We start from the raw sequence: 20,813 nt of genomic DNA, 5'->3' as shown, positions 1-20,813 counted from the left end.
TTGTGCTGATGGATTGTTTAAAATACGTTTTTTAACGATAAAATCTGACAAGCTACATGCAGTTTGTCAGAAAATGACATACTGTTCTGTGCTTTAATTACAGAAAATATTTTTTATCCGCTTTATTGCGTGATTCACCATTGGCTAGGAGTATTTATGTCCAAGAGTGGCTTTGGTCAAATGTATCGTCGACTTTCGAGTAAAATACTTGACCTTGTGGTAACACCACATGTTCTTGGAGAGGTTCCTACAGAAGCTCAACCTTTAGACCCTTCAACTGAAAATTCTGAGCTCATTCAGCCCACAACTCAAAAAGTTGTCTGCTATGTTCTACAGAATTACTCACGAAGTAACGCTTTAGTTGTTGATGGTGAAACACGTCGTTTGCAGCTTCCTCCTGCACTTGACCCATTAATGATTGGCAATAGTCGCGAAAAAGCAGCGATTTTATTTTTACAACACCAAGATGAAAACAATTATTTTAATCCGCCTACGCATGCTTATCCGCCGCGTTTAGTTCGACTGATTGAATCACTTGATCAAAATGCTGAATTAGATATTGAATTAATCCCTGTCACAGTACTGTGGGGACGTTCACCAGATAAAGAAGACTCTTGGTTTAAACTGTTATTTACCGACACTTGGGCAACGCCAAGTAAAGTTAAACAGTTGATGAACATTGGTTTACATGGTCGACAGTCATTCCTTGAATTCCATGAAGCGCAATCACTTAGAGCTTTAGTGGATCATGCGAAAATTGCTCATCCCAATATTTCACCAGCCACTTATATTGTCAATCAATTAAATGACTACTTAGATCGTCAGCGTGAGGTCATTCTCGGTCCAGATTTATCTGATCGCCGTAATGTCATGCAATCACTGATTAAAGCCCCTGATGTACAAGATGCGATTCGTAAAGAAAGTATTCGCTCAAAAATCAGCATGATAGATGCTGAACATAAAGCGATTGGTTTTGTAAACGAAATTGCATCCGACTATTCTGCATCTGCTGTACGCTTTGCAGATATGGCCTTGACTCGTCTGTGGACACAACTTTATGACGGCGTTGAAGTACATAACTTCAATACTGTGCGTGAGTTAGTCAAAGACTATGAAGTGATTTATACACCTTGTCACCGTAGCCATATCGATTACTTGTTATTGTCTTATGTGATTTATAAACGTGGCTTGATGGTGCCGTATATTGCCGCTGGCGATAATCTTAACATGCCATTTGTCGGTCAATTACTGCGTGGAGGCGGTGCATTCTTTATCCGTCGCTCATTCCGTGGCAATGCACTTTATACATCGGTATTTAAAGAATATTTATTTAGCATCCTATCTAGAAACACACCTCTTGAATACTTTATCGAAGGTGGTCGTTCACGAACTGGACGTTTGTTACCCCCGAAAACTGGCATGCTCGCAATGACGGTACATGGTCATTTGCGCGGCCGTGCCAAACCAATTGTCTTTATCCCAACCTATGTCGGTTATGAGCGCTTGATGGAAGGCGCAACTTATGTCGGCGAAATGAATGGTAAGCCAAAAGAAGCTGAATCCATTTGGGGAATCTTGCAAACCCTGAAAAAAATTGAGCGTATTTTTGGTAAAGTGCATGTCAATTTTGGTGAGCCTGTTTTCTTAGATGACTTACTCAAAGCACATGGCGCTGATCAAATCACCATTGAACATAATGATGATCCAATCCCACAAGAAGTCTCAGATGCAGTAACCAGCTCGGCAAATGCTATTCTGGAAAATATCAACCGTGCTGTGGTGATCAACCCTGTTTCGTTATTGTCACTGATTTTATTGGCAACACCAAAACACACACTTGATGAAGAAATCTGCATTAAACAGCTTGATACATATCGCAAGTTATTAACCGCAAATCCTTATGATAGCCGCACTCAGGTCACGCCATTATCAGGTAAAGAAATCATTGCCTATGGTATGAAGTTAAAATTGATTAAACGTGTTCAGCACGTCCTTGGCGATATTATTGCCATTGAAGATAATCAAGCCATTTTACTGACTTACTTCCGCAATAACATTTTGCACGCTTTTGTTTTACCGTCGTTGGTCGCAGCATTGGTGGAACATAATGGTAAGATCAGTAAGTCTGATTTACTCAATGTGATTCGCACCCTTTATCCATTCTTAAAAGCAGAGTTGTTCTTAAAATGGAAAGATAGTGAAATCAAGGCTCAAGTGACTGAATATGTCGATGCTTTGGCTCAAGCGAATTTAATTTTTGTCGATGATGAAGATTTTATTTTCAGCCCTGCGCCAAACTCAGAAGACCATAATCAATTGGCTGTTTTGGCTGCTCCAGTACGTCAAAGTCTTGAACGTTATTACATGACGCTGGCTTTAATTACTCAACGTGGCTCTGGGAATATCTCTATTCGCCAAGTTGAAGAATTAAGTCACTTGGTTGGACAACGTTTATCTGTATTGTATGAGTTCAACTCACCTGAGTTCTTTGATAAAGCGTTATTCCAAAGTTTTATGAAAGTCTTAACTGAACAAGGCTATATCAAAACCAATGAAGACCATGCCATTGTTTTTGATGAGCAGTTTAGAAATGTTGCGCAATATGCCAATTTGGTGCTTGATGATGTAACTTTGCAAATGCTCCACCATATCACCTCATTTACAGATGAGGAATTAAAAGAAGCTTTAGATGCTTTAGCCGCTCAACAAGCCAAGAAGCGTTTAAAACGGAAGAAAAAATAAAAGCTTTAAAGTGCCTTTTTTCTTTGGGAGAAGGTTGGGATGATTACCTCTCCCTAACCCTCTCCTGCAAGGAGAGGGAACTTCTCAAGACCTCAATGATTGAATAATTCTAAGACTCTACGAACTAATTTATAATTTTCAGATTCTAGTGTGGTATATCTAGCTACGAAAAAATAACTGTTTCATCAATTAAATTTATTATTTCTATTTTTAGGCTCTAGCCTCACCAACAACTTATCTGCTGACTAAATTTTACAGTAGCTTCCGAAACGTCAGACTCATTCTAGCCTGTTCAATATTTGATTTTGGAATACAATGTTGCCATTCCTCCTGAATCTGCTGACTCATATAAATTAAGCTGCCAGATGACAACAAATACTCAGAAGTTACCTCATAAGCATTTATTTTTCTAAATTTTAAAATCCGCTCACCACCGAAAGAAATAATCACAACACCAGTTCCCGAAACAAGGACATCTGTTTGATCCGAATGCCATCCCATACGCGCTTGACCATTCATATAATAATTAACAAGACAATTATTTGGTTCAAAACTCAAAGTCTCTTTAATTAAATCAATAATCGGTCTTATTTCACCCAAAAAAGGAGCTTCAGGATATGACATTTGAGAATAATTATAAGATTTACCAAAACTCGCAGTTTTACGTGCTGTCATACGCTCATCCCATATTATTTTTCTATTTAAAAGAGCAAATAATTTATGGTTATCTTTTAAAAAATCTTTAATATAAATAATATCTTCCACTTAAGTCTCGCTAATTTAATTTAGTATTCTGACAATAATTTTTGCTCATAATCAATATAACAATTTTGATGTACCCACTTAAATCCTGTTGCAACCATCCTCTCCGCAAAAATTTTTTTACCTGTTTCCTTTTCGCTTTCCAAAACCAACTCTGGCAAATTCAACTCGCGCTGAAGATTTAAAATTTTCTCATGCAAAGGTTTTGGTTGATTATTTGTACAAATATATGATTTTTCTGGATGTTCCACGTGAAGCAAATGCGCTAAGAAATGTGCAAGGTCATCTATATGGATTCGATTTGACCAATGAATATTGGGATAACTTCGTGTGGTTTCTGCAAGTTTAACCATACGAGCAACGGATGTGCCATAAATTCCAGTTGGACGCACAATCACACATTTAGATGGATAAGCCTGTTGCCATTGCTGTTCCATTGCCAATAACAATTGACCCTTTTGATCACTTGGAATAGGCGTTGACTCATCATCAATACGCTCACCACAGTTTTCTCCATAAACACGTGTCGATGAAACCACAATAATTCTTTTGAGCGGATGGCCTTTTAAAGCCCTCACAATTGGCTGCACCGAATCTACATAGGTTTGTTGATAATTTTCTATATCACTTAGCGGAGAATTTCGAGTTGGTGCGAGCAATACATACATCACATCGAGAGGCTGAATTTGCGCTAAATCGAGTTGTTGAATGTCTTGAATCAAATGTTGTGCGAAATCATCATCTTTCGCACTGCGGCTAACTGTGGTAATTTGGTGATCTTGCTGAAATAATTGTTTGGCAACACGTTGCGATGTTTTACCATAACCAATAAATAGAATATGCATTACACGACCTATTCTTCGAAACCGATTTTCAAAATCAATCAAACTTAAGTTGAGGGGACATGGCTGCCGTCCATCAATTGCAAGGGGTTGGCAATGCCGCCGCTGCTTTACTTGAAAAACTAAATATTTTCACCACAGATGATTTGCTGTTTCATTTGCCACGTGATTATGAAGATCGTAGCACGATCATTCCGATGAACCAATTACAAGTCGGTCGTAGTTATCTCATGGAAGGCGTGGTCAGATCAATCGATATGCCACCTGGTAAACGCAAATCGATGGCGATTTTATTGCAGGATGATTTTGGCAAGGTTACTTTACGCTTCTATCATATCTATAAAGCACTCACAGATCGTGCTAAAGCGGGTAATCGTTTAAGAATTTTTGGGGAAGTCCGTGTTGGCGCTCGTGGCCTTGAACTTTACCATCCTGAGATCCAGTTAATTACTGAACATACAGCACTCCCTAAAACCCAACTGACAGCAATTTACCCTGCTACCGAAGGCCTAACTCAACCCAAATTACGTGAATATGTTAAGCAAGCTTTAAACCAACACGCTGATGCTTTACCTGAGTTATTACCTGAAAAATTCACCAATGGTTATGCGCTTAAACAGGCGCTGGAGTATATTCATCACCCTCCTGTAAATGCCAATATGCTACAACTTTCACAAGGTTCTCACCCTGCTCAACAACGTTTAATTTTTGAAGAATTGGTTGCACATCAAATCAGCCTATTAACCCGACGTGCTTATATTCAAAAAATTGCAGCGCCAGCATTTTCAACCAGTAAAAAATTTGCAAAAGCCTTATTGGCAAGCTTACCTTTCGAAATGACCAATGCACAAAAACGTGTATCAAATGAAATTGCCAAAGATTTAAAACAAAACAAACCCATGTTGCGACTGGTTCAGGGCGATGTAGGTGCAGGTAAAACATTGGTTGCAGGTGTTGCGGCTTGTCATATTTTGGAAGAAGGCTGGCAAGTCGCACTGATGGCACCGACTGAAATTTTAGCTGAACAGCACTATATCAATTTTAAGAAATGGTTCGAGCCACTCGGTTTAAATGTGTCATGGCTTTCAGGCAAACAAAAAGGCAAGGCACGCGCTGCGGCTGAACAAACCATTAAGGATGGAACTGCCAATATTGTGGTGGGTACCCATGCTCTATTTCAGGACAATGTTACATTTTCCAAACTTGGTCTCGTGATTATTGATGAACAACATCGTTTCGGGGTAGATCAACGTCTAGCTTTACGTAATAAAGGCGTGGATAACACCACACCACACCAATTGGTCATGACAGCAACACCAATCCCTCGCACACTGGCAATGTCTGCCTATGGCGACCTAGATACTTCAGTGATTGATGAATTGCCTCCTGGACGTACTCCCATTCAAACAGTCACGATTCCTCTTGATAGACGTGAAGAAGTCTTGAATCGTATAACCATGAACTGTGCTGAAGGTAAACAGGCATATTGGGTCTGTACACTGGTCGAACAATCAGAAACTCTCGATGCTCAAGCCGCAGAAGCCACCTATCAAGAGATTAAAGATCGCTTTCCGCATATTAATATCGGCTTAGTTCATGGGAAAATGAAAGCCGATGAGAAGCAATTGGTCATGCAACAATTCAAAGACAATGAATTACAACTGCTGATTGCAACAACAGTCATTGAAGTCGGTGTTGATGTCCCAAACGCTTCCATTATGGTGATTGAAAACGCTGAGCGCTTAGGGCTTTCTCAGTTGCACCAGTTACGTGGCCGTGTCGGTCGTGGTGCAACCGCAAGTTTTTGCGCCCTGCTCTATAAGCATCCCTTATCACAAAATGGCCAAGAGCGTTTACGTATCATGCGCGAAACCAATGATGGTTTTATCATTGCAGAAAAAGATTTGGAAATTCGAGGACCGGGTGAATTACTGGGGACCAAGCAAACAGGAGATTTGGGTTTCCGTGTTGCCAAGTTAGAACGAGATGATCATTTACTCAATCAAGCGCATTATGTTGCCAGCCAAGTCCTGAAAGATGCTCCAGAAAATGCTGAAGCTTTATTAAAACGGTGGTTACCTGAAGCGCCAAGATATGCCTATGTATAAAGATCTATATAAACATCCATGCATAAGTGTCTTAGCTCGGATGTTTGATTAATTCCGCCTAATGATATGAAAGTTGCAATCCTATGAATATATCAAGTTTAAGTGTTATCAAGCTTAAAAAATCTTGGGTTGATCTATTTAGCTCACTATGAGAAATTAATAACAAATAAGAATAGAACAGGCCATGCTCCAATTTATCAATCAACTTCTCCATAAAAGCATTCAAAGCATTTCCCCTTGCTTACTTTGCGGGATAGATCAACAAAAAAAGCATTCTCTCTGTAATGATTGTTGGGCACAGCTTCCGTGGTATAAGCAATATATTGAACGGCATCAACAAAAAATTCTTTGTGCTCATCGTTATGACTTCCCAATAGATCGCATTATCCAAGTCTATAAATATGAACAACAACTGCATTATCAAAATCTATTAGCACAAAGTTTATTAAATTTAAGCTTACCTAAAATTCAGGCCATTGTTCCTATGCCCATTTCTAATGATCGCTTAAAAGAACGTGGCTACAATCAAATGCTAATTATCGCTAAAATCATGGCAAGACAATTAAACATCCCCGTATGGCAACCTGTAATTCGAGAAGCACAACATTCACAAAAAGGGCTAAGCAGAATTGAGCGCTTAGAAAATATTGAATATCAATTTAAAATAATTAAAACAGAAAAACGAAAATTTAAAAAAATACTGATTATTGATGATGTCGTGACCACAGGTAGTTCAATTCATGCTTTAACCCATGCTTTAGAAAACTTAGGATGCCAGCAAATTTATAATGCTTGTATTGCTGCAGCTCTATAAATTTCCATTATCGCTTAGCGATACAAACATAGAGAAGCAAACATCGTAAAAATTATGAATGGATTAAATTTGCTTTACACCATGGGATCACGATCTCTTTGGTCAATGGCGCTAAAAGCGTTTGCGCATCATCCAAATCAATCCATTTCATTTCAGCAATTTCTGCATTAATTTTTGGTGTTTGCTCTAGGTCAACTTGATAGAGATAACTCACTAATTGAAAGTCTGCTTCATTGGCTGCTTTTGTTTCAAAACGCCCAATAAACTGAGTAATCTCTGCTTGAACACTAATTTCTTCTAAAATCTCACGCAACATGGTCTGCTCAGGTGGTTCATTGGGCTCAAGCTTTCCACCAACCTGCATAAAAAATTGTGTATTTTGCTTTCTCACCAAGAGCAATTGATTTTTATCATTCAAAATCACAGCTGCCGCGACAGTAATTACATTCATAAGTTTTAAAAATAGAAAAAACACAATATATTGTGACAGTAATAAATTTAAAAACAATATATTGTGTTTTAGTTTTTAACCAAATCTACGATCTGCTTGATCTAATTTCACCAATTCTTCACGTTCTTTCACACCCCATTTTGGTTCTGGCGCTTGATAGTGATTAAAGTGAGTCAAAATTTCTTCGATCGAAGCAGAATCAATCAACTGATCTGTAAAACGTGCTTTAGAAAAGCCTTTGTCTGTCGTAAGTTGAATAAATTTCAATAAATCATCATAAAAACCTTCAACATTTAAAAATGCACAAGGTTTTAAATGAATTCCCAATTGCGCCCACGTCCATTGCTCAAAAATTTCCTCAATGGTTCCTGCTCCACCAGGCAATGCAATAAAGCCATCAGAAAGCTCAGACATTTTTGTTTTACGTTCATGCATATTTTTAACAATATACAGCTCGGTCAAATCTGGATGTGCCAATTCACGATCCACCAATCCCTGAGGGATCACACCAATCACTTTGCCTCCTGCTGCCAAAGCGCTGTCAGCAACAATACCCATTAACCCTGAACGGCCACCACCATAGACCAAAGTTTTCCCTTGCTTGGCGATTGTTTCACCAGTCAGCTCCGCAACATCAGCGAAAATTTGATCCGTACCTAATGATGAACCACAAAAAATAGCAATAGAATTCATAAATTTAACCTAACTTTAATTTTGTCATGCTAAAAATGCAGACGGCCAATCAAGATTTTTTTTACAAAACAGCAATGTAATGAGTGTTTTTCCTAAAATCCTTGTCTAAAATACACACATCAAATTGACACCACACTGCGCAAGGGAGAAAAGACATAATGCTTGAAGCCTTTTACGCCACTGAGCGCGGTAGCTTAGAAGATGCAACAATTAATGGTGGATTCGACCTACACCCTGAATTGGTATGGGTTGACCTCATTGCACCTTCACAAGAAGAACAAGAATGGGTTTTAGATGCTTACCAGCAAAATCTACCAACTCTTAAATCTTTAGAAGACATTTCATCCTCTGCACGATTCTACCGTGATGATGATGGGATTCTACATATCAGTACTTATTTTTTAACAAAAAATAAAAATTACCAAGTTGAAGGCGATCCCGAAGATACTTCAAACATGCTTGCCAATGTGCAAACGGTTGCGTTCATTTTGCATAAAGACCGCTTATTTACCTTACGTGGTGAAAAGTTGGTTGCCTTTCGTGCCTTTCGCGCACGCGCACGCCGTAATGACTATGAAATTGAATACAAAGATCCGACATGGATTCTTTTAGGCTTATTGGAAGCAAAGCTAGATGAGCTTGCGGATATCTTAGAAGATATCCACAAAGACTTAGAGTTATATTCCACAGAAGTCCTAAACGTACGTCATCGTGAAATGATTTTAGACTTAGATGACATGATTACCCGCTTAGCACAAAAGGAAGATATGCTTGGAAAAGCGCAACTTTGTCTGATTGACTTACGTCGTGTCTTGACCTTTCTGTCCCGTCCTCGTGCCTTGGGGAGTCATATCTATGATGCAGATATTCGAGAGTTGAGTGAGGATGTCCGCTCACTTGTCGAACACGATGCGTTCTTGTTCCAAAAAGTACGATTCTTGCTTGATACCACCTCTGGATTTATTAACACTGAACAGAACGATACCATTCGTCGCTTCTCCATCTTACCCAGTATGCTTGCGCCACCGATGTTGATTGCCAGTATTTATGGGATGAACACTGAAATTCTGCCATTTGCCCATGGCCACTGGAGCTTTTATGTGGTGATTACCATCTTAATTGCTTTCTTTGTAGGGCCTTTGGCTTACTTTAGATGGAAGAAATGGATTTAAATACTCCACTCCTTCTGTTGGATTGTGTTGAGATTTACAATCGTTCAAAATCCATTAGTCAATAAAAAAGCACCCTTAGGTGCTTTTTTACATCAATCTTGCATATGTTAAATTAATTTCAAGTCATCTTGCAAATGGCAAGCTTGAATAATTTTCATCATCTTTTCAGGCACTGCTTTAAACTGTAGCCCCTGAAGATTTGATGTTTGACGTAACCACTGCACAAACACAGATAAAGCAAGGGTACTGCCATGTTCAAGCTGTGATAGATTCACAGTTATTGGAAAATTTTTCTCATTTTGAATCGCTCTCAAACCATTTAAATAATAGCTTTCAGCATTCTCGTAAGCAATTTTACCGCTAACATATAATTCCTGATTTTTAAATTCAATCACTCGCTTGCACCTATCTATGTTATGAGCTTACTTCTTAACAGCAGCGTCTGCATCAGGCTTGAATGTTGCAATTGCTTTATCAATATTGCCACCGTTGCGTTGCACGTTCGCAGCAAATTGGTTACGGAATTGCAAACCTAGATCGATACCAGACACATTCAAATTACGTACTTTCCATTGGCTACCTGCATCAGACAATTGGAAAGATACAGGGATCTTTTCGCCATTGTTATTGAAGTCTAAAGTAACGACAGGAAACTTGCTGTTGGTTGCCTTATACGGACGCATTGAATACGATTGATTTGAATACTTTGCAAATGCGCTACCATAATTCTCAATCAAAGTATTACGGAAGTTTTGTTCAAATTGCGCACGTTGAGCAGGAGTACTGCTATTTGCATAAGTTCCCATCACAATACGTGTAAACGCTTGACCATCGACATAAGGATCAAGGTTTTGGCGAACAATCGCTTTAACAGTAGCAGGGTTTTGCAATTTACCTTGATCTGCTTTTAAGCGTGAAATCAGGCCATCAGCAACACGTTTAACAAATGCTGGTGGTGCTTCTGCTGGAGCAGCTTGAGCGGCAGTCGCCACCATAGTTGCTAAAATAGTTGCAGTAAAAGTTTGTTTTAACAGCATGTTCATTTTCAATAACTCCTCTAATGCCTATTCAACAAATGAAGTTTGAGCATCAGTTGTTTCAGTGGATGCAGATGCATCTTTAGCTTCCGATGCGCCAGTTGATGATTTTCCTGCACCACCCGTAATAAATTTAGTAATCAAATCCTCTAGATCCATCGTACCTTGGGTGTTTTCAATGCTTTCACCACGTTTAATGTAGTTAATGCCACCACCTGGTACGATTTTCAAATATTTTTCGCCTAAAAGACCATTGGTTGCGACCATTATGTAAGCATCTTCATCAATATTTGTGATGGATTTCATGTTACCTAACAGTTGCGTTTCCATTTCTTTTTGTTTCTCAGGTGTCGCAGCCTGATAGTCAGCACTGTAATGTAAATCGCCTAGCGCATTTTCTTTTACTTTTTTCAACTGTTCTGCATTGAATGTTGTCAATGAACCATCTAAATCGAATTTAACTGTTGCATGACGTGTCACAGGATCAAGTGTAATTGCGTCAACTTGTCCAATTTTAACACCACTCATGGTCACTTTGGCACGCGGTTTTAAACCATTCACATTGTCGAATGTTGCAGTCATTTCATAACTATCTTTTAAGTTTGTACCCACCAAGCCACTCACTTTCATAGCTAAAAAGAACAGAGCGAGACCAAAAATGATGACAAAAATACCGACGGTCAGCTCACTAGCACGTGATTTCATTAAACACCTCCGAACATGACCGCAGTCAACACGAAATCAAAACCTAAAACACATAACGATGAATACACAACAGTACGTGTCGTAGATGTTGCGATACCTTCAGATGTTGGTTCACAAGCATAACCTTGATACACCGCAATCCAAGTACAAATTAAAGCGAATACTAAACTTTTTATGATGGTCCCGTTAAACACATCTTTCATAAACTGAGTACTACTCAGAATACCACTCCAGTACGAGCCTTCGTCTGCGCCGAGAAAATCAACTCCAACCATTTTGCCGCCCATAATACCAATCGCAGCAAAGATCACAGATAGCATCGGTAAACTGACAATACCCGCCCATAAACGTGGAGAAATCACGCGCTTTAACGGATCAACACCGATCATTTCCATACTGGATAATTGTTCAGTCGCCTTCATTAAGCCAATTTCTGCGGTCAAAGCAGAACCTGCACGACCAGCAAAAAGTAAGGCAGCCACAACAGGCGCAAGTTCACGCAACAAGGTTAAAGCCACAGCCGCACCCAACATTGCTTCACTACCAAAAGTGACCAAGATGTTATACATCTGCAAACCGAGTACTGCACCGATGAACAGACCAGATACAGCAATGATCAATAAAGACAGTACGCCTACTCGATACATCTGATAAATGAAAAGTTTTACACCAAGTATTGTTGGCAAAGAGAATAAAATGCGCAACAACATGAGCATTGCAACACCAATGCCCTGAACACGTTCTAGAACGCGTCTACCCAATAAGGCAATAGCATTCATGAACTAACCTCATTACTTAAATAGGCTTGATGACTAAATTGATAATCAACAGGACCTTCAACTGAACCTGTTAAAAATTGCTGTACAAATGGAGAAGCGTGTTGTTGCAATTGCTCAGGTGTCCCCTCGCCTTGCACCTTACCTTCAGCCACAACATAAATATAGTCAGCAATTGATAATGTTTCATCAACATCATGTGAAACAATAATTGTTGTTAGATCTAAAGCATCACGTAATGATCGAATTAATCGGGTCAAAACCCCCATCACAATCGGATCTTGCCCAGCAAAGGGTTCGTCATACATAATCAAGTCTGGGTCAAGCGCAATCGCACGAGCAAGCGCCACGCGTCGATTCATCCCGCCAGAAAGTTCTGCGGGCATTAACTTTTCAGCACCACGCAAACCAACCGACTCTAATTTTAGTGCCACCAACTCAGCAATTAAATTTTCTGGTAATTTTGTATGTGCGCGAATTGGAAAAGCAACATTTTCATAGACGGTCATGTCGGTAAATAACGCACCACTCTGAAATAACATCCCCATACGCGCACGTGCAGCAAAAAGCTCATTACGTGACATCGAAGCAATGTTTTTCCCATCAAGTCGTACTTCACCAGCATCTGGGCTAAGCTGACCACCAATGAGCCGTAACAGGGTTGTTTTACCCGTTCCAGATGGTCCCATGATTGCGGTAATTTGCCCACGACGAATTTGCAAACTCACATTATCGTAGATAACGCGTTCACCTCGGTTAAAACTTAAATTTTTGACTTCAATTAAAGCTTCAGCTTCGGAATGACTGTGTTTATTCATAGCTGAACTTTTTCCTGCATTTATCAGCCCACATACTATACTCTTAAATATCTATATGTTTTGTAATTAAAAGATAATAAAAAATCATAAAGAATATTCATCTTTATAAATAAGGTTACTTGGTCTATTTTTAGTTTTTTACTTTTAAATTTTATTTAATGAGCAAATAGATTATCTAAAAAGCAGGCTATAAAAAAAGTACCCAACATTTGAGATCAATAAAAGTGAGAACATGTATAACATAATTACCTCAAAGAAATCACCAACTTTATTAGATTCAATTTTTCATAAGTTAAGTCTAACTGTTTTATTAAATAAATTGAACTATGTCACACTTTATTTTACCAAATACTTTTCAACTTGCAATAAAAAACCAGCCTTTAGGCTGGTTTTTTATTAAAAATATCTAATTAATCGTTGAATTTGCGACGCGGACGGTCTGCATTGAATTCACGCTTTGGACGATCTTCACCACCAAATTCACGTTTAGGACGATCTTCACCGCCAAACGCACGTTTAGGGCGATCTGAATTAAATTCACGCTTCGGACGATCTTCACCACCGAATGTACGCTTAGGACGATCATCACCGAAAGAACGTTGTGGACGGTCACCGAAACCACCTTCACGGCGTGGTGGACGATCACCAAAATCACGCTTAGGACGATCAGCAAAACTACCTTCACGACGTGGTTTGTAATCTACGCTGTTGCCACGGTTGTCATCATTCGAGTTAAAACGAGGTTTATCGTTAAAACCGCCTTCACGACGTGGACGATCAGAGTTGAAATCACGCTTAGGACGATCTTCACCACCGAATGAACGTTGTGGGCGGTCACCGAAACCACCTTCACGACGTGGTGGACGATCACCAAAATCACGCTTAGGACGATCTTCACCACCGAATGAACGTTGTGGACGATCACCGAAACCACCTTCACGGCGTGGTGGACGATCACCAAAATCACGCTTAGGACGGTCATCACCATAAGATGGACGATCACCACGTGGTTTGTCATCGAAGCTACGGCGTGGGCGATCATCACCACCTTCACGACGTTTGAAGTTTGATTCACCTTCAAAACGACGACCACCGCCGAAACCGCCACGACCGCCTTCACGACGACCACCACCGTTACTACGACCACGACCGCCACCATCACGACTACCGCGAGCTGGAGGTGGAGATGGTTCTAAACCTTCGATTTCAGAAACACTTAAACGCGCTTCTAAATAATCTTCTAAAGCACGGATTTTACCGCGTTCACGGTAAGTTGCTAAAGTGATTGCTTTACCGGTACGACCCGCACGACCTGTACGACCAATACGATGCACATAATCTTCATTCTTCATTGGAAGACCGAAGTTAATTACGTGAGAGATTGTTGGTACGTCAAGACCACGAGCAGCTACGTCTGTAGCAACAAGAATTTTTGCACGACCTTCACGGATACTGCGTAAACGACGGTTACGTACAGTTTGTGGCATAGCACCATGAAGCGCAACAACTGAAAGACCTGCTTCTGCAAGCTCTTCAGCAAGCATATCTGTATCTTCTTGAGTTGAAGCAAATACTACTGCTTGATCTACGTCTTCTTCATTTAACCAATGCGTAAGCAATTTTTTCTTATGCTCAAAGCCATCAGTCCAATGTAAAGTTTGGGTAATATCAGTATTTGTAGAATGACCTGTTTCAATTGCAATACGTTCAGGTTCGTTCATCATGCGTTCAGCAAGATTAATGATACGTGGTGCAAATGTTGCAGAGAACATTAATGTTTGTTTACGATTTAAAGCTAAATCGCTGATTGCTTCTAGGTCTTCAGAGAAACCTAAGTCAAGCATACGGTCAGCTTCATCGACGATTAAAGCATCAACTAAATCAAGTTTAATTTGACGACGGTTTACAAGATCAAGTAAACGACCTGGAGTCGCAACAACAACTTGTGCACCTTTTAATTGTTGGATTTGCTTACCAAAAGGCATACCACCCATAATTGCTGCAACACGTACACCTTTCATATGGCGTACAAATGCAATCGCATCTTGACATACTTGTTGTGCAAGTTCACGAGTAGGTGAAATCACCAAGATATTTGGTTGAGTTACTGCTTTCATACGATCTTTAAATGGTACAAAAGTATCTTGACCAGCTAAAGCGTTTAACGTAGGGAGTAAGAATGCAGCAGTTTTACCAGAACCAGTTTGGCTTGATACTAGAAGGTCTTTTCCTTCTAAAGCCGCTGGAATAGATAGTTCTTGAACAGGAGTCGGCGTAGTAAAACCAAGACTCTCGAGTGCTTTCTGTAGCGACTCGTCTAATGAAAATTCAGCAAAAGTTTTGCTCATAGAGATATTCACCCTAATGTGGGTGCTCCATTAATATATGGTCTGATGGACATCGGCAAAAAGCGGCACAGCAATAATCGCTGAAAATATAGAATCAGCGGCGATCCGAGAACGACGATGCGTATAACGCACATTTGATAACAGCCGCAACCTGAAGGAATCGCTTAAGCGATTGGGTGGGGCGCGAAATATTGTCCTCTCTTTGGACCGGACGCGCATACACAATATAGAAGAGAAATGTTCAGGTAATGAACGAAATTTAGTGCGTGCGCAGAGTATAACAGAATTTATAATAATGTCACGAAGTTTTATTGTTTTTTCCTGTATTGTATTAAATCATTCATAATATTCAGGAATTAAATAAAAAACTTGATCTACAACTAGACTCTCATCCTCAATAATATCTGCTACAGCGACCGCTAAACACTAAATGGTAAACTCACTTAGAATAATCATATTGGATTGCCAATGATATGTGCCTAAAGCGCACTCTCCTGTTTGTTTATTTTTCTGCATTAAATATTGAATATTTTCAGGTGTGCTTGCACTGCCCAAAAATGTTTGTCCATCTATAATGACCCAAAAGTCTATGTTTTGCAGCGCAACATCTTCATGAGGAATTGTATGATGGGTTTTTAGACTAAATTTTTCATTTTGATAAATAGTTTTCAATTGATTTATTCCGAGTTAGTTTTTGGATTTCATCTAAGTGCCACCATTAATTCGATAAATTCTATACCGTGCCTGTTCTGCAAGCTCTTCTTTATCTGAATGCGTATATTCTTCTATTAAATTGATAGCTTCTACTGTACCTATTTCTTGTAATACCCAAAGACATCTTTTGAAATAGGTAGAATCCTCTTCACTAGCTAAATATGCCAAGTGAGGTTTTAAAAAAATTGCTCGCTTTATATAAGGAATAGCATAAGGATCTTTTCTCATTTGAAGATCCCAAATAATTTCTATATGAGCCAGATGCTCTAATAGCAATAATCTTTCGCATTGCTCTTGAGTTGTTTTAGATTCATCTATTTTAAGATATGGATTTCCCTGTTCCATTTTTTGGCTCATAGATTTAAAACCAAATAACTTTTTTACTTTATCCAGTAAATTTCTCACCCTTAGCTTCCCCCAATAAGTTGTATTATTTTTTATATAAGTACTATTCGCTAGGTCTTGCAATCACAGAAGTTTAAACAACGACATTCAGTATTGGTAGTATCGCATTAAATCACAACCCATAAAAAAGCCTTCATAAAAATGAAGGCTTTTTAAAACTCAATCTACACAAGTATAAATTACTTCGCAGCTTCACCCCAAGCAGGAACAACAGCTTGCATCAATGGTTTTAACATTTTCATAGAACACGCAATCACTTGACCATTTTCCATAGAATCTGAACCACCACGAGCATCAACGACTGTACCACCCGCTTCTTTCACCATAAGCTCGCCTGCTGCGATATCCCAAGGTTTTAAACCGAGCTCAAAATAACCATCTAAACGACCAGCTGCGACATAAGCCAAGTCTAATGCAGCAGAACCTGCACGACGATATTGTGCACCAGCTTCAGTTACATTTAATAATGATTCAAAATGGTTTTTCGCATAAGAAACAATCTCACCATTACGTTTAGCGCGGTAAGCATGACCTACACCCATAAAGGTATTTTCAAGACTGTCTTTAACATTCACACGAATACGACGTTGATTCAACATTGCGCCACGACCACGGCTTGCAGAGAATAGCTCATCTTTCACAGGGTCATAAATAACACCGTGTTGAGTTACACCTTTATGTTGAACTGCAATAGATACACAGAAATGTGGGAAAGCATTGATAAAGTTTAAAGTACCATCAAGAGGATCAATCACCCAACACCAATCGGCATCATGACCTTTACCTTCTTGTAGCCCAAACTCTTCACCAAGGAAGCTGTGATTTTTATAACTTTTACGAAGCGTATCAATAGTCAACTGCTCGATATAACGATCTACACGAGTCACTGGACCATCAATTCCTTTTTCTTCGACTTGTAGATCGAGTTTATGACGATTTTGATGCGCTTTTAAAAGCTCTTGACCAACTAACTGAGCCGCACGCGCAGCCATCACCACCATAGGTTCCATTGAACACCCACTACAAATTTGAAGATACTGATAAAGAATAATGCATAAAAGCGCCGACATTTTAGCAAATATCGGCGCTTTTTGGGAAATTTTGTTTCTAAAATTTTACAACTTCAATTTTTACATGAGCTTAAACGTGTTGTACTAGCTTTAACCATGCCTGTTCAATCGAGTTTTGAATACCTTTTTCATCTAAACCACAGTCTTGAAGCATTTCAGAGTGGCTTGCTTGTGCAAGAAATTCATCAGGTAAACCTAAGTTTAAAATTGGCTTCAGAATTTGTGCCTGTGCCAAGAACTCATTTACGGCACTACCCGCACCTGCCATCACCGCATGTTCTTCAACAGTAACAAATAAGTGCGTTTTATCTGCCAAATCACGAATAATTTGTTCATCCAGTGGTTTCACAAAACGCATATTGATCACACGAATTGCGATATCCAATGTTGGTGCGAGTTGTTTTGCTGATTCAAGCGCAGGTTGAACACGACTGCCAAAAGCCAAAATCGTGATACCGTCTTCGTGTTCAGTATTGAGTTCTAACAATATTTCAGCTTTACCAATTTCCAGCTCAATCAACTGTTGTTGAATTTCTACACCTAAACCATTACCGCGAGGATAACGTACTGCAGTTGGCCCTTTGTATAGATATGCTGTATGCAACATTTGGCGACATTCGTTTTCGTCTTTTGGCGCCATGATCACCATATTGGGAACAGTACGCATATAAGCATAGTCATAAGCACCAGCATGCGTAGGACCATCTTCACCGACTAAGCCTGCACGATCAATACCAAAGGTCACATCAAGATTTTGTAAAGCAACATCATGAATCAGCTGGTCATAACCGCGTTGCAAGAAGGTTGAATAAATCGCCACAACTGGCTTTAGTCCTTCACAAGCCATACCGGCGGCTAATGTCACAGCATGCTGTTCTGCAATAGCAACATCGAAGTAGCGCTCTGGAAATTGCTTAGCAAACTGTACCATGCCTGAGCCTTCACACATAGCAGGGGTAATCGCGAGTAATTTGTCATCTTGTGCAGCTTCATCGCAAAGCCATTGCCCAAATACATCTGAATATTTTGGTGCTAAATTTTTAGTAGCTGAAGCATTAATTTTGCCAATCGCATGATATTTAATTTGATCCGCTTCAGCAGGCGCAAAACCCTTACCTTTCACAGTATAGACATGGATCAGGCGTGGCCCTTTACGTTTTTTAAGCGCATTAAAGACTTGGACCAGTTGCTCAACATTATGGCCATCAAATGGGCCAAAATAATCAAAACCAATCGCTTTAAATAGATTATCCGCGGCATCAGTCGCAGATTGATGTAAGCGAGAGTTGTAGTTCCATTCAGGACAATCCTGTACAAAAGCTTGCCCTTCTTCATCAATATTGATGAATTGCCCTTGTTCCCAAATTGCAGCCAAATGCTTAGCAAAACCACCAGTGCTACATGAAATCGACATATCATTGTCGTTGAGTACCACCAACAAATCAGCATTATGTGCCACTGCATCATTCATGGCTTCAAATGCCATTCCAGCAGTCATCGCACCATCACCAACGATGGCAACAACTTCACAAGGATCTTTTTGATAACGACGTGCCAAGGCCATGCCCAAGCCAGCAGAAATTGCAGTCGATGAATGTCCTACACCAAAAGTATCGAATTCGGATTCATCACGTGCTGGAAAAGCTGCCAATCCATCTTTAGAACGGATAGTCATCAATTGCTCACGGCGTCCTGTAAGAACTTTATGTGGATACGCCTGATGGCCTACATCCCAAACTAAACGATCTCTTGGGGTTTCAAAACAATAGTGTAAGGCGACTGTTAACTCTATAACGCCAAGGTTTGCACCAAAATGCCCGCCACTTTGTCCAGCAGCATACAAAATAAATTGACGCAATTCGTCTGCGACCTGCGGCAATTGGCTTTGCTCAAACTGACGTAATTGTTGAGGATGATTAATTTCATTCAACAAAGGCGTAACAGGACGATGACTAGGTATTTCGGTATACAACATATGTGGCAAAGCCTTCTAAAGCCTGGCAAATCTAGCTAGGTAAACGGGTTAGCATGATTGTGAGAACAAATCATATCACATTCGATCAGCCACATTTATAATGATGCGTCATTGGAACTTCCAAGTCAGCTAGTGTGCTATTGGTGTCAATTATCATGAATAATCTATCTATATATCAACTATTATCGTGTGCTTTATACAAAAAAGAAATTTTTATAGCAATGTTATCTATAAAAACATGCTTTACAAACCTACCAATGTCCAAGCATTACGCTATACTTTAGCCAATTTCTAAACAAATAGATGGAAGATTCTGTGTCAATAGAGTTTGTTGCCACTTCAAAATTACCCACTGCTTATGGTGATTTTAAAATTTCTGTATTTCAAGATCCACAAACAGGTGAAGAGCATGTTGCTCTTTCTAAGGGTTTAGAAATCGCGCCTACAAACCCCGTTTTAGTTCGTATTCATTCAGAATGTTTAACTGGCGATGCCTTTGGCTCATTAAAATGTGACTGTGGTCCTCAATTGCACAACACCATGAAAATGATGAATGAAGCAGGTCAGGGTGTGATTTTATATTTGCGCCAAGAAGGTCGTGGTATTGGTTTGACCAATAAAATCCGTGCTTATGCGCTGCAAGATCAAGGGCACGATACTGTTGATGCAAATTTATTGTTAAACCTACCTGCTGATGCACGTAAATATGATATGTGTAGCATCATGCTTGATCATTTACAGGTCAAACAAGTTAAACTCATTACCAACAATCCATTAAAATTAAAAGCTTTAACAGATTTAGGTATTGATGTATTAGATCGTGTACCGTTGACAGTGGGCTTAAATAAGTTCAATGAAGATTATTTAAAAACCAAACATGACCGTATGTCTCATATGTATGAGAAAGATGATTTTTAAATAATCACTAAGTTAAATAATAGGAGACTGAACTAATGAAATTAAGCTCAATCTTATTTGCAATCATTCTCCTTTTATTCAACGCATATGATTCAAAAGCCTAATCTGCAATCATTCAATAATTAAAACAGCTCCAACAACAAGGTCACTTTTTGCCCGACATTTTTTATATTCTGAGATCCAAAATCCTTAATTAAAGCAAAAACTCGATTAGCTATGAAAAATTTTTAGATATTATTGGCCTAGAAAGCTCAGATATTATTTTAAATACTTGGGTATATGTTGAAGTCATTAATAAGTTAATTGAACAAAAGAATCAGTAAAACCATAACATCTCTAATAATTCACTAATTTTTATAAATAAAACATCAAGAAAGATTTTGCTCTCTCGGATGGCGACAGGGATGTCACCGTTGGGCAAGGATGACAGGAGTCCCCTTTGCCCAACTAAGGATTTTTGTTT

The 20,813-nt window shown here is 39.3% G+C and carries 19 protein-coding genes and 1 pseudogene; 6 read left to right on the top strand and 14 right to left on the bottom strand.

Annotated features, from left to right (window positions below; translation table 11 throughout):
• Positions 1 to 156 precede the first annotated feature (156 nt).
• The gene (gene plsB, locus ACG9ZL_RS01055; protein ID WP_336953487.1) at positions 157 to 2,742 is read left to right on the top strand and encodes a glycerol-3-phosphate 1-O-acyltransferase PlsB; all 2,586 of its coding nucleotides are present in this window, start codon (positions 157 to 159) and stop codon (positions 2,740 to 2,742) included.
• 252 nt (positions 2,743 to 2,994) lie between these two features.
• Here the strand turns inward: plsB and ACG9ZL_RS01050 are convergent, their stop codons facing one another.
• Both ACG9ZL_RS01050 and ACG9ZL_RS01045 read right to left on the bottom strand, forming a co-directional pair.
• Positions 2,995 to 3,507 carry an alpha-ketoglutarate-dependent dioxygenase AlkB gene (locus tag ACG9ZL_RS01050; protein WP_419358767.1) on the bottom strand — a complete coding sequence of 171 codons (513 nt, stop codon included), beginning with the start codon at positions 3,505 to 3,507 and terminating at the stop codon, positions 2,995 to 2,997.
• Between the two features lie 20 nt (positions 3,508 to 3,527).
• Positions 3,528 to 4,349, bottom strand: coding sequence for an NAD-dependent epimerase/dehydratase family protein (locus ACG9ZL_RS01045; protein ID WP_419358766.1), 822 nt, complete (start codon positions 4,347 to 4,349; stop codon positions 3,528 to 3,530).
• A 59-nt stretch (positions 4,350 to 4,408) separates the two neighbouring features.
• Between ACG9ZL_RS01045 and recG the strand changes: the two genes are divergently transcribed.
• Both recG and ACG9ZL_RS01035 read left to right on the top strand, forming a co-directional pair.
• Complete coding sequence (gene recG / locus ACG9ZL_RS01040; protein ID WP_336953484.1) at positions 4,409 to 6,454, top strand: ATP-dependent DNA helicase RecG; 2,046 nt, start codon at positions 4,409 to 4,411, stop codon at positions 6,452 to 6,454.
• Positions 6,455 to 6,638: 184 nt separating this feature from the next.
• Positions 6,639 to 7,268, top strand: a complete 630-nt coding sequence (locus tag ACG9ZL_RS01035) for a ComF family protein (RefSeq protein ID WP_419327710.1) — start codon at positions 6,639 to 6,641, stop codon at positions 7,266 to 7,268.
• A gap of 52 nt (positions 7,269 to 7,320) precedes the next feature.
• Here the strand turns inward: ACG9ZL_RS01035 and ACG9ZL_RS01030 are convergent, their stop codons facing one another.
• A complete protein-coding gene (locus ACG9ZL_RS01030) occupies positions 7,321 to 7,719 on the bottom strand; it encodes an NUDIX hydrolase (protein ID WP_035371913.1) in 399 nt (132 codons plus the stop codon).
• A gap of 75 nt (positions 7,720 to 7,794) precedes the next feature.
• Positions 7,795 to 8,412: an LOG family protein gene (locus tag ACG9ZL_RS01025; protein ID WP_419327711.1), complete on the bottom strand. Its 618-nt coding sequence runs from the start codon at positions 8,410 to 8,412 to the stop codon at positions 7,795 to 7,797.
• A gap of 158 nt (positions 8,413 to 8,570) precedes the next feature.
• Here ACG9ZL_RS01025 and ACG9ZL_RS01020 point away from each other — a divergent pair, with 158 nt between their 5' ends.
• Positions 8,571 to 9,584: a magnesium and cobalt transport protein CorA gene (locus ACG9ZL_RS01020; protein ID WP_004725641.1), complete on the top strand. Its 1,014-nt coding sequence runs from the start codon at positions 8,571 to 8,573 to the stop codon at positions 9,582 to 9,584.
• 107 nt (positions 9,585 to 9,691) lie between these two features.
• On the opposite strand, the gene ACG9ZL_RS01015 is transcribed toward ACG9ZL_RS01020, so the two are convergent.
• The 10 genes from ACG9ZL_RS01015 to dxs all read right to left on the bottom strand — a co-directional run bounded on the left by ACG9ZL_RS01015 (position 9,692) and on the right by dxs (position 19,432).
• The gene (locus tag ACG9ZL_RS01015; protein WP_336953480.1) at positions 9,692 to 9,979 is read right to left on the bottom strand and encodes a toluene tolerance protein; all 288 of its coding nucleotides are present in this window, start codon (positions 9,977 to 9,979) and stop codon (positions 9,692 to 9,694) included.
• A gap of 27 nt (positions 9,980 to 10,006) precedes the next feature.
• Entirely contained in the window at positions 10,007 to 10,627 is a 621-nt protein-coding gene (locus ACG9ZL_RS01010) for an MlaC/ttg2D family ABC transporter substrate-binding protein (protein ID WP_004725637.1), read from the bottom strand.
• A gap of 21 nt (positions 10,628 to 10,648) precedes the next feature.
• Positions 10,649 to 11,326: an outer membrane lipid asymmetry maintenance protein MlaD gene (gene mlaD / locus ACG9ZL_RS01005; protein WP_244014196.1), complete on the bottom strand. Its 678-nt coding sequence runs from the start codon at positions 11,324 to 11,326 to the stop codon at positions 10,649 to 10,651.
• The gene (mlaE, locus tag ACG9ZL_RS01000) at positions 11,326 to 12,105 is read right to left on the bottom strand and encodes a lipid asymmetry maintenance ABC transporter permease subunit MlaE (RefSeq protein ID WP_004725633.1); all 780 of its coding nucleotides are present in this window, start codon (positions 12,103 to 12,105) and stop codon (positions 11,326 to 11,328) included. Before mlaE ends, mlaD begins: the two co-directional genes overlap by 1 nt.
• Positions 12,102 to 12,920: an ABC transporter ATP-binding protein gene (locus tag ACG9ZL_RS00995; protein WP_004725631.1), complete on the bottom strand. Its 819-nt coding sequence runs from the start codon at positions 12,918 to 12,920 to the stop codon at positions 12,102 to 12,104. The genes mlaE and ACG9ZL_RS00995 overlap by 4 nt, the downstream gene beginning before the upstream one ends.
• Before the next feature lie 410 nt (positions 12,921 to 13,330).
• Entirely contained in the window at positions 13,331 to 15,268 is a 1,938-nt protein-coding gene (locus ACG9ZL_RS00990; RefSeq protein ID WP_016539375.1) for a DEAD/DEAH box helicase, read from the bottom strand.
• 426 nt (positions 15,269 to 15,694) lie between these two features.
• On the bottom strand, positions 15,695 to 15,940 hold the full coding sequence (locus tag ACG9ZL_RS00985; protein ID WP_419358763.1) for a hypothetical protein: 246 nt from the start codon (positions 15,938 to 15,940) through the stop codon (positions 15,695 to 15,697).
• Between the two features lie 33 nt (positions 15,941 to 15,973).
• Entirely contained in the window at positions 15,974 to 16,387 is a 414-nt protein-coding gene (locus ACG9ZL_RS00980) for a hypothetical protein (protein WP_419358761.1), read from the bottom strand.
• Between the two features lie 179 nt (positions 16,388 to 16,566).
• The gene (locus ACG9ZL_RS00975; RefSeq protein WP_004725624.1) at positions 16,567 to 17,397 is read right to left on the bottom strand and encodes an inositol monophosphatase family protein; all 831 of its coding nucleotides are present in this window, start codon (positions 17,395 to 17,397) and stop codon (positions 16,567 to 16,569) included.
• Positions 17,398 to 17,527: 130 nt separating this feature from the next.
• Complete coding sequence (gene dxs / locus ACG9ZL_RS00970; protein ID WP_336953477.1) at positions 17,528 to 19,432, bottom strand: 1-deoxy-D-xylulose-5-phosphate synthase; 1,905 nt, start codon at positions 19,430 to 19,432, stop codon at positions 17,528 to 17,530.
• Between the two features lie 315 nt (positions 19,433 to 19,747).
• On the opposite strand from dxs, the gene ribA reads away from it, so the two are divergent.
• Positions 19,748 to 20,350: a GTP cyclohydrolase II gene (gene ribA / locus ACG9ZL_RS00965; protein ID WP_336953476.1), complete on the top strand. Its 603-nt coding sequence runs from the start codon at positions 19,748 to 19,750 to the stop codon at positions 20,348 to 20,350.
• Between the two features lie 212 nt (positions 20,351 to 20,562).
• A pseudogene (locus tag ACG9ZL_RS00960) lies at positions 20,563 to 20,673 on the top strand (DUF4844 domain-containing protein); the annotation flags it as partial.
• Between the last annotated feature and the right edge of the window lie 140 nt (positions 20,674 to 20,813).

It is taken from the genome of Acinetobacter legionensis, assembly GCF_048551735.1.
Lineage (GTDB): Bacteria > Pseudomonadota > Gammaproteobacteria > Pseudomonadales > Moraxellaceae > Acinetobacter.
The sequence above is the reverse complement of the archived record's forward strand: the minus strand, read 5'-3'. Positions and strand labels throughout refer to the sequence as shown.

What these genes read in the sequence shown, in the direction of transcription:
- ACG9ZL_RS00975 (WP_004725624.1), bottom strand. Translation starts at nt 17,397, where the DNA reads ATGGAACCTATGGTGGTGATGGCTGCGCGTGCGGCTCAGTTAGTTGGT.
- ACG9ZL_RS01045 (WP_419358766.1), bottom strand. Translation starts at nt 4,349, where the DNA reads ATGCATATTCTATTTATTGGTTATGGTAAAACATCGCAACGTGTTGCC.
- ACG9ZL_RS00990 (WP_016539375.1), bottom strand. Translation starts at nt 15,268, where the DNA reads ATGAGCAAAACTTTTGCTGAATTTTCATTAGACGAGTCGCTACAGAAA.
- plsB (WP_336953487.1), top strand. Translation starts at nt 157, where the DNA reads ATGTCCAAGAGTGGCTTTGGTCAAATGTATCGTCGACTTTCGAGTAAA.
- ACG9ZL_RS01010 (WP_004725637.1), bottom strand. Translation starts at nt 10,627, where the DNA reads ATGAACATGCTGTTAAAACAAACTTTTACTGCAACTATTTTAGCAACT.
- ACG9ZL_RS01035 (WP_419327710.1), top strand. Translation starts at nt 6,639, where the DNA reads ATGCTCCAATTTATCAATCAACTTCTCCATAAAAGCATTCAAAGCATT.
- recG (WP_336953484.1), top strand. Translation starts at nt 4,409, where the DNA reads ATGGCTGCCGTCCATCAATTGCAAGGGGTTGGCAATGCCGCCGCTGCT.
- mlaE (WP_004725633.1), bottom strand. Translation starts at nt 12,105, where the DNA reads ATGAATGCTATTGCCTTATTGGGTAGACGCGTTCTAGAACGTGTTCAG.
- ACG9ZL_RS01030 (WP_035371913.1), bottom strand. Translation starts at nt 7,719, where the DNA reads ATGAATGTAATTACTGTCGCGGCAGCTGTGATTTTGAATGATAAAAAT.
- ACG9ZL_RS01020 (WP_004725641.1), top strand. Translation starts at nt 8,571, where the DNA reads ATGCTTGAAGCCTTTTACGCCACTGAGCGCGGTAGCTTAGAAGATGCA.
- dxs (WP_336953477.1), bottom strand. Translation starts at nt 19,432, where the DNA reads ATGTTGTATACCGAAATACCTAGTCATCGTCCTGTTACGCCTTTGTTG.
- ACG9ZL_RS01025 (WP_419327711.1), bottom strand. Translation starts at nt 8,412, where the DNA reads ATGAATTCTATTGCTATTTTTTGTGGTTCATCATTAGGTACGGATCAA.
- mlaD (WP_244014196.1), bottom strand. Translation starts at nt 11,326, where the DNA reads ATGAAATCACGTGCTAGTGAGCTGACCGTCGGTATTTTTGTCATCATT.
- ACG9ZL_RS00995 (WP_004725631.1), bottom strand. Translation starts at nt 12,920, where the DNA reads ATGAATAAACACAGTCATTCCGAAGCTGAAGCTTTAATTGAAGTCAAA.